Raw genomic sequence first — 13,558 nt, 5'->3', positions numbered from 1 at the left:
GGCTTCATTCTACCTATTATACATAAATAAGTAGTATATATGGATAGCACATCGGTCGCATAGAGTACGCGAAAGCCTGTGTTTAAACAAGCAATTTACACAAGGCACTAAACGCTGACTAAGCAGCGTTTGTGTTTTATAAATGATAATCAAGAATAGGCTTAAGGGCTATAGTGAAATATTACACTTCGTTAATTATCTATAAGCACCTATCTATATAGTTATTAGCGAACTAGTTGCCAGATAGCAACTTGTCCTGACGTACTTTGAGTCATTAATCGGCTACCTTGGACTTGCAAGTTGGTCAACGCACCTTTTGTCTCTACACGACTAACGATGCTACCCGTAGCAGGGTCAAACAAATGTACTACACCATCGAAATCACCAATGGCAATATAGTTGCCAATCATCACAGGATTGGTAAGGTCACGATAAGCCAATTCGTCACTTTCCCATAGCGTCTCACCACTGTTGCGATCATAAGCAACTACTTTGCCATCTAGACTGGTAGCGATGACTTGCTGAGTATTTACCGCCAGTGATTTGAGACTCGCAATTTCATTGACGAACATCACCTGACGCGAGGCCAAATCAATACCTAATAGCTGACCACTATAGCTGATCGCAAACAACTGATTTTTATCTACGATAGGTTTGCCATCGACATCGCTCATGCGCTCAACTTCACTACTACCAGCACCTACGCCAACACGTCTTGACCATAGCGGAAGACCGTTGTCGACAGTAATCGCATGCAAACGACCATCAGCTGTCGCCAAAAGTGCCGTCTCATTGTCTAATAAGGTCGGCGCAGCGCTACCACGAACGCTGATAGCAGGTACCTGAGTTGCGAACTGCCATACTGACTGTCCAGTTTGCAGCGACAGACCGTGTAAGAAACCATCATTCGCTGATAATACCACACGATTATTGGTAATCAGTGCTGGCGTCAACACCGAACCTGACAACTGCTGCTGCCAGCGCTTTGCACCAGTCGTGCTATCAAACGCCATGACCTTGCCACCACGAGTACTAATGATAGCTGTATGGCTCAATGCATCTACTGCAACACCGCCGGTGATTTGATCGTCAACATTGATTGACCATACACGCTCACCTGTACTATTAAACCCTGACAGCTCACCACCACGTGAGGCCGTAACGATTTGACCATTGGCATAGCCAACTTGCAAATCTAGCGGATCTTTTTTACTGGCTTTTTTGTTGCCAACATCGGTACTAAATACAGGCTGTAGTACGCTAATCGGCTGAGCGATTTGTACCAATTTTACCGGATCATTAACGACCGGCTTAATACCGCGATTACATCCAATCACTGCCGTGCTCATTACTGCCAGTACGGCCACATGCATGACTGTCTTTTTGATAGTCTTGGTGTTTAACATTTTGCTAGAGCGAATAGATTGAGTCATTGTATGTTCTCACTACAGATAAATTATTATTAATTGGTAAATTGGCCAACGGCAAATTAGTAATCATTAGGTTATATTAAAAAAGAGCTTTGGCTGATTACCAACTCTCAATACTATACTACTGACTTAATATCTAGCCTACTGACTTACTGTCCTGCTTCGGCAGCGACTTCATTCGAGGTATCCATCACTAGCGATGGCTCAGGAGCAGATGGCTCTTGAATAAGACTGGTTTGCTCAGCAATCGGCTCAGCCGTGATACCTAAGCTCTCCATCTTTAATGCCAATACTGCACGCGTTTCTTGACGGCTACGTAATAGCTCCCACGCATTGCTATAAGATTTAATCGCTGAATCTTTATTGTCTTGTGCTAAATAAATATCCCCTAGTAGCTCCTGCTGACTTGCTTCAAACGAGCTTGGCATGTCATTGTTTGCTTCTGACAGTGCAGTATCTGTATCACCTGCGGCTAATAACGTTTTTGCATAGCGTAAACGAGTAATCGCTTCTAGACCGGCATCACCCAAATCGATGGCCAATGCTTTTTTGAATGTCTCAGTCGCTGCTGCAAAGTCATCATTGTCTACTTGTTGACGTGCTTTTATCATTAGCGCTTGCCATGCATAAACTGACTCACCGTGCGTACTGACTAAAGTATCAATATCTTTGTCTAGTTGGCCACGACTTTGGGTAAGTGCTTCTTGAGCCTCTGCTTCTAAATCTGGGTTTTGCGAGGCCAATTTAACCTCTTCGTTTAGCTGCTGAATATCCGCATATTGATCGGCGGCGACGGTATCTACTCGCGCATGGTTGTTTTGCCAGTACGTCCAACCGAAATAGGCGGCCAGTGCTAACAAAATCGCAGTGACGATATAACTACCATATTGCTTTAACGCTTGCATGGAGTTATCTGCATTCGGCGAATTAGGTGTCAGAGCCATATATATTTACCTGATAAAATTTACATTAAGTTGCTGATGCGTAAACAAAGCTGATTAGTCAAAGTCGATTAGCGACGAGAAAAGTTATCTTTATTTGATAACCAATCTTGGGCGACCGTCTTTTGCTCACCTGTCTGCATGTCTTTAATACTAATCGTATTATCATCCAGCTCTTGCTGAGCGATGATGACTGTCAATGCCGCGCCTGACTTGTCCGCCTTCTTCATTTGCGCTTTTAGACTCGTGGCACTGGCCATCTTTACTCGTACATCTGGACGACTGTGACGCAAGTTTTGTGCATAGCTTATACCAGCACTATACACCTCAGGATGGGCCACAACGAATACATCACAAGCAGGTATATCAGCAATCGGCGCAACCGCTTCTATCAGTAGCAATAAACGCTCAAGCCCCATTGCAAAACCAACACCAGGCTCAGATTTTACTGGTTTACTACCATCTGTACCGATTGATTTTAATTGTCCTACTAACCCGTCATAACGACCACCCGCACAAACGGTAGCCTGGCTTCCAAGCTTATCCGTTACCCACTCAAATACCGTTTTATTGTAATAATCAAGGCCACGTACTAAGTGCGGATTGATTTCAAAATCGATATTAAGCGCAGTCAGATAGGCTTTGACCTGCTCAAAATGTGCCACACTCTCTTCACCCAAGAAGTCAGCAAGCTTTGGCGCATCTGCCAATACTGCTTGCGTGCTCGCCTCTTTACTATCCAAGATACGTAAAGGATTAGTCGTTAGACGACGTTTGCTGTCTTCGTCTAGCTGGTCTTTTTTATCAGTTAAATAGGTAACCAATGCTTCGCGATAAGCATAGCGCTCATCCAGCTCACCCAAACTGTTTAGTTGCAAACGCATCTCATTGTTGAGGCCTAGCTCTTTCCACATCAGATGAGTCATGGCAATCAGCTCAGCATCAGCATCTGGTAATGCACTACCAAAGCTCTCGACACCTAACTGATGAAACTGGCGATAGCGGCCTTTTTGCGGACGCTCGTAGCGGAACATCGGACCGATATACCAAAGCTTAGGCGTGTCCCCACGTAGCAAGTTGTGCTCGATAACTGCGCGTACTGCTCCAGCCGTTCCTTCAGGACGTAACGCTAACGGTGTTGGTGGCTCAGATTTATCAGTAAAGCTGTACATCTCTTTTTCGACGATGTCAGTCGCGCCGCCAATAGCACGAGCAAAAAGATCCGTTTGTTCAACGATAGGCAAGCGAATATGCTCGTAACCGTACCTACCAAGTACATCAGCCAATATCGCTTCTAAATGCAGCCACTTTGCTGATTGGTCAGGCAAAATATCATTAAAACCTTTGATAGCTTTGATCATGGTACGGTCGTATCCTTAAATGTTTAACAGGTATTCTATTATTGTTTTCTATATCTTCAAATAAGCGCTATATCTGATTGATACTGTGACGGTATAGCCTAACGTATCAATCTATTCTATGGCTTATTTTACGCGAATGATTTCATTCTCACGTTTTTTCGCCAACTCTTCTGCATGGGCGCGAACCATACCTTCTATTTCATCGACCAGATTGCCTGTATCAATAAGGTGGCTTTTTTCACCCATACGATAGACCAGTGATCTAGGGGCAGCACCAACGATACCGATATCGGCCTCTTTTGCTTCTCCTGGACCGTTTACCTTACAGCCGATCACAGATAGATTCATCGGTTCACGAATATCTTCTAGGCGAGACTCTAACGCTGTCATTACTTTAATTACATCAAACTCTTGACGCGAGCAGCTTGGACAGGCAATAAAATTTACACCGTTCGAACGAATATTAAGCGATTTCAGAATGTCAAAACCAATCTTAATCTCTTCTTCAGGCTCGGCGGCTAATGAGATACGAATAGTATCGCCAATACCGTCTAGCAATAATCCACCTAGCGCGATAGCAGATTTGACAGCGCCCGTACGGTAGACACCCGCTTCCGTCACGCCCAAATGTAATGGATTGTCAATTTGCGCTGATATTAAACGATAAGCATCCAATGTCAAAAACACGTTGCTGGCTTTAACAGATACTTTATATTGGTCAAAATTAAGACGCTCTAAAATATCAATATGGCGCATTGCCGATTCAAGCATTGCTTCGCCAGTTGGCTCAGTATACTTGCGCTGTATGTCTTTTTCTAAAGAGCCAGCGTTGACGCCAATACGAATAGGAATATTATGATATTTGGCGCAAGCGACCACTTCACGTACTTTGGCATCGCTACCAATGTTACCCGGATTGATACGTAAGCAGTCAGCGCCCGCTTCAGCAACGGCCAAAGCGATTTTATGATCAAAATGCACGTCAGCGATCAAAGGCACGCTTACCAATTTGCGAATTTCACCAAAGGCTTTGACCGTATCCATCGTTGGCGTTGATACGCGCATCAAATCTGCACCTGCTTCGACACAACGCTCGATTTGAGCGACAGTGGCTGCTACATCACAGGTATCAGTATTGGTCATGCTCTGTACGCTAATTGGTGCATCACCACCAACCGCGACATCACCGACATAGATTTTTTTGGTCAGACGACGATTAATAGGCGATGGCATTGACATACATAAATCCTTAAATCAAAAATAGAAAAGCCCTAGGCCTTTGTACATATAATATAAACCAGCTAAATCAGCATACACATATGCGCTTTATTCAAATTTGGCGCTTATGCAACTGACTATGGTGCCAATTCGAAAGTAGCTTGCTTATCTGTTGCATACGTCTCTAACGCAACTGGTTGTTGATCGAGCATCAAGCTAACATTATCGATATTATCAATTTGCACATTAAACGGTGGCATACCTGACAAGTCATAGTTACCCGCAGACTGAGAACCATTTATCAGACTGTTTCCAGAAGCATCCGTGATACTAACCACAGCGTCGCTTGTCAATACAAGGTTTAGGGTAGCAGTCGTTGCAGCATCACCCAGATTCAATGCAGAGCCAGAAGCACCAACGCCACTTGCATCACTATTGATGGCGGCACCTTGGGCTTGCTCTATCGCTGACATGTCCTCCACAGCTGATACAGGCTCTTGGGTGTTTTCTTTGCTAGCGTTACTCACCATACGGAATAGGAATACCGCCAAGATAATCAATCCGATAACGCCTATGATCAATAGCGGGTTAAATCGGATACGGTTGTGAGTATCACGCTGCAACGTCCCCATTGGGCGTAGTGGCGTATCGATATTGCTGGCCGATTTGGCCTTTAGCTCATTAGGATAGGCAGCATCGAAGCTACTAGCGATTTTTGCTGAATCTAAACCCAAATATTTGGCATAGTTAATCGCAAAACCACGAGCAAATGCAGCCTGTGGTAGCTCAGCGAAGTTTTCGCTTTCTAGCGCTTCTAGATGACGCTTTAGAATGAACAGCTCAGCCGCCGCTGCTTCTAAAGTTACTTGCTTGTTTTTACGGGCTTGCTGCAACACGGCACCAAATGATCCCTGAGCGTTAGATTGAGTGTTAGATGATGGGGTGATCATTTCCATGGTGCCTCTGGATTGTTAAGCCAAGTCTTAAGTTGTTTTGCTTCATCACTTAGCGGATAAGCGGATAAAAGCTGCTGTGCCAATTGCTGGCGCGTTGTTATATTATTTTGTGCTGCTGCAAGCTTGATACCTTGTAAGAGCAAGCGCGGGCTAATACCCTGCCCCTGCACCAATATCAGCGTCTCATCGTACAGTCTCTGTGCCTGCGGTACACGCTGTTGGTCGAGCAATAAATCTACCAGTTCGATATGAGCAATGATGCTATTACGATTGCCATCGAGTGCCCGTAAAAATGCTTTTGAAGCGGCACTATTATCGCCTAACTGCAGATAAGTACGGCCTAGGTTTTCTAGCGCGCCAATACGGCCCTCATAGCCTAGCGTCGCCCCTGCAATCTCAAACTGTTCTGCTGCTTCACGATAGCGCTTTGTCTGTGACAGATATACGCCATAATTATTGTGTGCTTGTACAAAGTCTTTATCTAGCGCGATTGCTTTTTTGAAGTACTCATCAGCTTTGGCTAGATTGATACGGCTGCCTTCTTGCTGCAACAAAACGCCCATCATATCATAGGCTGGCGCATAACGGCTATCGGCAGCAAAGGCTTTTTCAAGCTGCTGCTGCGCGGTATCAAGCTCATTTTTTCGGATGTATTGCGCGGCAAGTGAGGTACGTACACGGGCGATTTCCTGCTGATCTAAATTTCGATCGTTGCTAGCGCGCGTAGATGTTTGATAAGGAGAGTTACCTAGCAAATCATTAGTCGGGGTGGTCTGACAGCCACTTAATACAAGGACGCCAAATACTGCCGACAGCACTGCACGCTTTGGCAAAGCGGTTTGGGCAGCACTAATACTCGACTGCTTATAAAATTTAGAAAATGATTTTTGATATTTGAACTGACAAGAATTTTTAGAAGTCATCATAGCCGCCATCATAAAACTGGGATTCAATGCGTTCGATCTTCGAGACCTCAGTTTAATAGATTTAACCCTTATAAGTACAATTTAGTTGTTATTAATTGCCACGTTCTGCAATCTTGGCAGTCATTGCTACATTTTCTTACCATTGCGACAGACAAAAGACAGCTAAAACGCTATACCAATCAGATACAACGCTGATTTTCTAAAGAACTACTAAACACTTTCGCGATCTTTGATGCTCTGCTGCCACGCGGCTGAGCGTCTGGTACGATCGGCAACTTGTCCAACTAACTGACCACAGGCGGCATCGATGTCATCACCACGTGTTTGACGAATCGTACAAACAAAACCTGCTTCGCTCAGTATATTGCTAAACGCATGAATACGGTTGTTGCTTGATTTGTCATAGGGTGCATGTGGGAATGGGTTGAACGGAATAAGGTTAATTTTACTTGGTAACCCTTCTAATAGAGCAACCAACTGATGGGCATGCTCATTGCTATCATTGACGCAATCAAGCATCACATACTCGATTGTAACGTGTTTCTTATGACGTGGATTGACATCATAAACATAGTTTTTTGCCGCTGCAATCAGCTCTTCTAGCGGATATTTTTTGTTGATTGGCACCAACTCGTTACGCAGCGCATCATTTGGCGCATGCAGTGAAATAGCCAATGCCACATCGATATCTTGCGCTAACTGATACATTTTCGGGACGACACCAGAAGTCGATAACGTGACGCGACGCTTTGACAATCCATAAGCATGATCGCTTAGCATCAGCTCCATTGAGCCTACCACAGGCTTATAGTTCAATAGCGGCTCACCCATGCCCATCATCACCACGTTGGTGACATTATTTTCCCATAGGCTATGGTCAACGTTTTCTAAACTTTCATTTTCATCTGTCATATATGACGCATTGGCGACCCATAACTGACCAATAATTTCAGCCGCACTTAAGTCACGCTCAAACCCTTGCTTACCTGTACTACAGAAGCTACAGTCCAATGCACAGCCTACTTGAGAAGACACGCATAATGTCTTACGGCCATTTAACTTGCTATCATCTGCAGGGATAAGCACCGTCTCAACCAATGAGCCACCAGTGACTTCAAATACCCATTTACGCGTACCATCATCACTATATTGACGATGAATTACTTTGGGCGGTACCACACAAGCATTAAGTGACAATTTGTCTCGCAACGACTTACTCAAATTGGTCATTTGCTCAAAATCTGTCACGCCATGCTGATAAATCCATTTAATCACTTGAGTTGAGCGGAATGGTTTTTCGCCAATACTCTTGAAGTAATCAGCCAGTTGCGCTTGCGTCATACCCAATAGATTGGTTTTGGCATGTGCCTCATCTACTAGCTTAATGCTATCAGTAATCTTAGCAGGTACGTGCTGAGTAGGTGCTTGAACAGTTGACATAATAGGTAACCTTTTTGCAGAAGCTTAGATAAGCGGTGCAATTATTTATATGGGCTTTGCCATACATACGTGAGTGCATGAGCAATCCGCTATGAGCGCAATTTTCTAAATTGACAAAAACATGCTGATAAGGGATTGATAACGCTAAGTAAAATCAATAATGAGGCAAGTCATTAAGAATTTCAATGAATGAATAATATAATCACAGAACTCTAAAGCAGATACAAGGCTACCGACTGCAGATTGTACAAGTAGTACATCTAAGGAGAGTAACGCCGTCGCAGTTTAGTAATTCTTTGATTATAGGATTATTATAATAGCTAAAACGGCCTATACCCATAAGATATAAGCCGTCTCGCAAACCAATTATGAACAATCAATGTTGTAAATAATTCGTCTATAGTCAATCAAGTATAAAACTCATACAGGTAAGATCAGTTTAAATCGTAGCCGTCTTATTATAACAGTTACCTCAAACAAATCGAATGCCGTAAAAGCTTATAGATGGTTTACTATATTAGCGTGTACGTGCACAAACTTCATCATCGCTGAAGAAGTAGCTGATTTCACGTGCTGCTGATTCAGCTGAATCTGAACCATGTACTGCGTTTTCGTCGATGCTGCTAGCGAAGTCAGCACGGATAGTGCCTTCAGCAGCTTCTTTTGGGTTAGTTGCACCCATGATTTCACGATGCTGAGCGATAGCGTTTTCGCCTTCTAGTACTGATACCAATACTGGACCTGACATCATGAAAGATTTTAGGTCGTTGTAAAATGGACGCTCAGCGTGCTCAGCATAAAAACCACCTGCTTTTTCATCATCAAGTTGTAGCATTTTAGCTGCAACGATTTTTAGACCAGCTTGTTCAAAACGGCTATAGATAGCGCCGATGTGGTTGCCAGCAACTGCGTCAGGTTTGATGATAGATAAAGTACGTTCGTTAGCCATGAGAAGCTCCTAATAAATGATAAATTCAATAAAATATGAAAAAAATAATGCGTTGTTTTAGCTTTAGCCACAATGTTGACTTGGACTGTTTTACACAACTCATGGTATATCAGTGTATAACCATAAGCGCCAACATCGGATTGCTGCCTATTATAATGATTAAGGCCATAAATGATAGGGTTAATTTATGACCATACCTTGCATAAAAGTAAATTTATAACAGTATCTTACTTACATCCAAGTTAAATACTCATCAACAACAGATGCATGAGCTATCGACTTACTTACCTTATCGCTACTCATATTTATCATTTATAGCTACCAGACTGATTTTATAGAGTATTTATATCATTATTAATGATTAGAAAACCCTCAACACACCTTGCTAAGAGTTTTGCTAATACATACTACCAATCAAAACATTTAATCATCTAAGCGACTGTCTCGACAACTACCTGCATTGCATTCACGCACACGTTCATTCAAAAAATTAACTCGATTAGCTGTCTTATTGGTGGCACAGCTCATATTGACAAAGAAACCATCACCATCGTTATAACTACATTGGTCGTTGCGCTCGCGCATCCACGCTAATTGTCCGCGTTTAAGCGTGGCTTTTTGCTGTTTGTTTAGGAGTTTACTCAATTTACTGTAAGAGTTGTTAAGCTCTTTATCTGCTTCTAAGTATACTTTCGTCAGGCAATATAGCCCATCAAAGTCATTGTTTGGTTTGTCACAGTTTTCTGCACCCCAAGCAAACATAGGCAACATGAAAGCTGCGGATGTAACTATTGCTATAGAGGTATTGCGAATCGTGGATTTAAGCGTATTCGTTGTCATAGCAAATTCCTTTTTGTATGTTGATAAAACCAAATCCGTCTATAATATCTTACACTTAATTAAGCCAAAATAATGTCAGTATATCCATTATTTATGATATTTCTAGATGATATTATAGCTAGTAGCCCTACTCTTACACTGTTGAAATTCAAGGTAATCAATCAATTTCTTGAAGTAGCACACACAAAAAACCCCAACGCTTAGCGTTGAGGTTTTTTATTAATACTAAAAACTATTTAATCAAGTTTGTAGTAAAAACTAAGCGTCGTACGGATCACGCAGTACGATCGTTTCTTCGCGATCAGGACCAGTTGAGATAATATCAACTGGGCAACCAATCAATGCTTCGATACGTTTGATGTATTTTTTAGCGTTTTCTGGAAGCTCATCATAGTTCGTAATGCCAACGGTAGACTCGCTCCAGCCTTGCATTGTTTCGTACTTAGGTGTGACTGACTCGTAGAATTCAGCATCATGCGCGCCTGCACACTCAGTTTCAGGTAGGTTGTAACCTACACCGATTAGCAACTCTTCAAGACCATCTAGTACGTCAAGCTTGGTCAAGCAGATACCTGACATAGAGTTAAGTACTACTGCACGGCGTAATGCTTCTGCATCGAACCAACCACAGCGACGGGCACGGCCAGTCGTCGCACCAAATTCATGACCGACTTTGGCTAAGTGAGCACCAACATCATCGAACAATTCAGTTGGGAACGGACCACTACCAACGCGCGTAGTATACGCTTTGGTGATACCAAGTACATAGTCTAAATACAATGGACCGATACCTGTACCAGTTGATACACCGCCAGCAGTTACACTTGAGCTGGTTACAAACGGATAAGTACCATGGTCGATATCAAGTAGCGTACCTTGAGCACCTTCAAACATTAAGTTTTTGCCAGCCAGACGTAATTGATTTAGGTCTTCAGTTACATCAGTAACCATACCTTTAATCTCTTCTTTCCACTCTTTACAAAGCTTAAGTGTCTCATCAAAATCAATTGCTTCAACTTTATAGTATTCAGTCAGTTGGAAGTTGTGATATTCGATTAGGTTACGTAGTTTTTCTTCTAGATCTTCACGGAACAAATCAGCAAGTTTAATCGCACGACGTGCTACTTTGTCTTCGTATGCAGGACCGATACCGCGACCTGTTGTACCGATTTTACCAGAACCACGCTTGGCTTCACGAGCTTGATCAAGTGCCACATGATAAGGCATGATAAGTGGGCAATTAGGAGAGATACGTAGACGCTCACGTACTGGTACGTTGTTGTCTTCTAGCTCTTTCATCTCTTTGAGTAGTGCGTCAGGTGCTAACACCACGCCATTACCAATAAAGCAAGTAACGCCTTCACGCAAGATACCTGATGGAATCAAATGCAAGACAGTGGTTTTGCCATCGACAACCAACGTGTGACCAGCATTATGACCGCCTTGGAAGCGGGCTACTGCTGAGGCTTTTTCGGTAAGTAAATCAACGATTTTACCCTTACCTTCGTCGCCCCATTGGCTACCCAAAACTACAACATTCTTACCCATGATCAATCCTTACCTTTATGTATTGAGGTGTGTGCAATAAAAGCTGAAAATTAAAATGATTTTCTTAGCTATATCTTTTTATCTCAGTGATTTATGAAATAGAAACACTGAGATATCTAACGAATAATTTTGCGTTCTCATAATTTGTACTGAACACTTTTGGCTGCGTGAGCCATTCAATAGCCTACTATTAGACAATTAAACAGTTTGTAGCTGCCATTGGCTGTCATCAGCCATGCTCAAACGATGCGTAACATCATCTGGACTGTCCTGTGCATCTAACGGCATAGTGACGCGATAGCCTTGCTGACGTAGACTCTCTACTTGTTGCAGTAGCGTCTGCATCTCATCTGTATTTGCATTAGACAAAGCGGCAAAGTCAACCAAGACAACGGTTGGCGCATCTAACTGTGTATGAGCCAACAATCGGCTGACATCCATACTAAAGCCTGTGGCTGCACGTAACGCTTGCGTCTGGCTTTGCATACCATCAAAACGACCACCACGTACGAGTGGCTGCGTTTCGCTATTGATATAACCATTGAAGACGATGCCAGTATGATAGTGATAGCCTGATAGCTCAGTCACATCAATACTGACTGGGCACTGCCATTGGTCTTGTAGATAGTTTTTCAAACGCTGTAGCTCATCAATTGCCGTTGCGATTTGGCTGTCTTGTTGTGCTGCATCTGATAATTTGGCTAATAGGTTTGCAATATCATGACCAAAGCGTGCTAACACATAAAAATCATCACCCATTGGCAAAGCACGGCAAACACGCTTGAGCTCTGGTAAATTTTTATTGGCATATAAGTACATCAATTGCTCAGTATCATTGTCTGACAATTCAGCCAACTCAGCCAAACGTTTGAATATCGCTACGTGACCCAAATCGATATGGAGCGCTGCACTCATATTGAGTTTATTCACCATCGTAAACAGCACATCTATCAGCTCAATATCTGCTGCTAGTGACGCACAGCCAAATATCTCAGCACCCAACTGTAGCGGCGTACGTGAACCAAACAGACCTGATGGCAAGGTATGAATCACATCGCCCACATAGCAATAACGCGCAATACCCGTACCGCCATGATGCGCATCTATACGCAAAATCTGCGGGGTAATGTCAGCGCGTACGCCCATTAAGCGACCAGTCAACTGATCGATAATCTTAAAGGTTTGGCGTTTTAGATCTTCTGATGCATCACTTAGCAAAGACTCAGTAAACTCGATCATCGGTGGGCAAACCAGCTGATAACCATGAGTAATAAGCTGCTCGATTAACTGATGTCTAAGCACTTCTTGCTTATGCGCATCTTCAAACAGGACATCAACCACCCCATCAGGCAATAGCCAACTATTGGCAACATCACTGCCAAAGTTACTCAAATATGGCATGCGATTGGGTGCAGCGCTGTTTTCGGCAGGCTGAGACACTGTTTCGTTGGTAGAATTTGGCTGGGCAGGTTTTGCAGAATCAGAACTAACAGACACAATAAATCCTTGTTTGGCGTATCGCTTACCAAAAACGCGGTACTGATGCGGTACTTAAAGGGTGGTTTGCCGGGTATTGACGCTGTGTGTGTTTATTTTTAACGCGCAACATCATTGACCCAATTATTTATAAACAAACCAGGTAACCGCAAAAGGGTGAATAATAAGTATAATTTAGAATGATAAGACGAGTATCTTTATGCGCTAAAAAATTGCGACAAATAATCAAGGCACTTTATGCTTTAGTTTAGCATAGCACTCAAGGTTCGCCTAGTGACAATTAGCCACAATCACTATCTAATTACAGTTCAATTACCGCTTATTAGCTTAGCAGATGTAACAGTCATCATTGATGTGTTTGGCTCAATATTGGGCAAATAGTCGAGAGGTTTATTTTTTGTTAACCATAAGATAATGAGCGTGATTACGGCAACGTCATCAACACATACTCA

General features: G+C 42.9%; 11 protein-coding genes. All 11 read right to left on the bottom strand.

Annotation, left to right across the window (positions count from 1 at the left end; translation table 11 throughout):
- Positions 1–224: 224 nt before the first annotated feature.
- On the bottom strand, positions 225–1,433 hold the full coding sequence (bamB, locus tag FQV37_RS05465; protein WP_160021594.1) for an outer membrane protein assembly factor BamB: 1,209 nt from the start codon (positions 1,431–1,433) through the stop codon (positions 225–227).
- Between the two features lie 146 nt (positions 1,434–1,579).
- Positions 1,580–2,374: a YfgM family protein gene (locus tag FQV37_RS05460; RefSeq protein WP_160021593.1), complete on the bottom strand. Its 795-nt coding sequence runs from the start codon at positions 2,372–2,374 to the stop codon at positions 1,580–1,582.
- Positions 2,375–2,442: 68 nt separating this feature from the next.
- Positions 2,443–3,732, bottom strand: coding sequence for a histidine--tRNA ligase (hisS, locus tag FQV37_RS05455; protein ID WP_160021592.1), 1,290 nt, complete (start codon positions 3,730–3,732; stop codon positions 2,443–2,445).
- A gap of 123 nt (positions 3,733–3,855) precedes the next feature.
- Positions 3,856–4,971 carry a flavodoxin-dependent (E)-4-hydroxy-3-methylbut-2-enyl-diphosphate synthase gene (gene ispG / locus FQV37_RS05450; RefSeq protein WP_101206213.1) on the bottom strand — a complete coding sequence of 372 codons (1,116 nt, stop codon included), beginning with the start codon at positions 4,969–4,971 and terminating at the stop codon, positions 3,856–3,858.
- A gap of 116 nt (positions 4,972–5,087) precedes the next feature.
- Complete coding sequence (locus tag FQV37_RS05445) at positions 5,088–5,900, bottom strand: helix-turn-helix domain-containing protein (RefSeq protein WP_101206214.1); 813 nt, start codon at positions 5,898–5,900, stop codon at positions 5,088–5,090.
- The gene (gene pilW / locus FQV37_RS05440; RefSeq protein WP_240990956.1) at positions 5,897–6,832 is read right to left on the bottom strand and encodes a type IV pilus biogenesis/stability protein PilW; all 936 of its coding nucleotides are present in this window, start codon (positions 6,830–6,832) and stop codon (positions 5,897–5,899) included. The genes FQV37_RS05445 and pilW overlap by 4 nt, the downstream gene beginning before the upstream one ends.
- Before the next feature lie 210 nt (positions 6,833–7,042).
- Positions 7,043–8,272 carry a dual-specificity RNA methyltransferase RlmN gene (gene rlmN / locus FQV37_RS05435; RefSeq protein WP_205962055.1) on the bottom strand — a complete coding sequence of 410 codons (1,230 nt, stop codon included), beginning with the start codon at positions 8,270–8,272 and terminating at the stop codon, positions 7,043–7,045.
- 517 nt (positions 8,273–8,789) lie between these two features.
- A complete protein-coding gene (ndk, locus tag FQV37_RS05430; protein ID WP_057759031.1) occupies positions 8,790–9,221 on the bottom strand; it encodes a nucleoside-diphosphate kinase in 432 nt (143 codons plus the stop codon).
- A 423-nt stretch (positions 9,222–9,644) separates the two neighbouring features.
- Positions 9,645–10,061 carry a lysozyme inhibitor LprI family protein gene (locus FQV37_RS05425; protein WP_101206216.1) on the bottom strand — a complete coding sequence of 139 codons (417 nt, stop codon included), beginning with the start codon at positions 10,059–10,061 and terminating at the stop codon, positions 9,645–9,647.
- A 258-nt stretch (positions 10,062–10,319) separates the two neighbouring features.
- Complete coding sequence (locus FQV37_RS05420) at positions 10,320–11,609, bottom strand: adenylosuccinate synthase (protein WP_057759029.1); 1,290 nt, start codon at positions 11,607–11,609, stop codon at positions 10,320–10,322.
- A gap of 198 nt (positions 11,610–11,807) precedes the next feature.
- On the bottom strand, positions 11,808–13,106 hold the full coding sequence (locus tag FQV37_RS05415) for an ATP phosphoribosyltransferase regulatory subunit (protein WP_160021591.1): 1,299 nt from the start codon (positions 13,104–13,106) through the stop codon (positions 11,808–11,810).
- Positions 13,107–13,558 lie beyond the last annotated feature (452 nt).

Origin of the sequence: Psychrobacter nivimaris, assembly GCF_009812035.1 — a bacterium.
In the GTDB taxonomy this organism is placed as follows: domain Bacteria; phylum Pseudomonadota; class Gammaproteobacteria; order Pseudomonadales; family Moraxellaceae; genus Psychrobacter; species Psychrobacter nivimaris.
This window is presented reverse-complemented; position numbering and strand designations above follow the sequence as displayed.

Coding starts and splice junctions, on each gene's coding strand:
- bamB (WP_160021594.1), bottom strand. CDS start 1,433: ATGACTCAATCTATTCGCTCTAGCAAAATGTTAAACACCAAGACTATC.
- FQV37_RS05460 (WP_160021593.1), bottom strand. CDS start 2,374: ATGGCTCTGACACCTAATTCGCCGAATGCAGATAACTCCATGCAAGCG.
- hisS (WP_160021592.1), bottom strand. CDS start 3,732: ATGATCAAAGCTATCAAAGGTTTTAATGATATTTTGCCTGACCAATCA.
- ispG (WP_101206213.1), bottom strand. CDS start 4,971: ATGTCAATGCCATCGCCTATTAATCGTCGTCTGACCAAAAAAATCTAT.
- FQV37_RS05445 (WP_101206214.1), bottom strand. CDS start 5,900: ATGATCACCCCATCATCTAACACTCAATCTAACGCTCAGGGATCATTT.
- pilW (WP_240990956.1), bottom strand. CDS start 6,832: ATGATGACTTCTAAAAATTCTTGTCAGTTCAAATATCAAAAATCATTT.
- rlmN (WP_205962055.1), bottom strand. CDS start 8,272: ATGTCAACTGTTCAAGCACCTACTCAGCACGTACCTGCTAAGATTACT.
- ndk (WP_057759031.1), bottom strand. CDS start 9,221: ATGGCTAACGAACGTACTTTATCTATCATCAAACCTGACGCAGTTGCT.
- FQV37_RS05425 (WP_101206216.1), bottom strand. CDS start 10,061: ATGACAACGAATACGCTTAAATCCACGATTCGCAATACCTCTATAGCA.
- FQV37_RS05420 (WP_057759029.1), bottom strand. CDS start 11,609: ATGGGTAAGAATGTTGTAGTTTTGGGTAGCCAATGGGGCGACGAAGGT.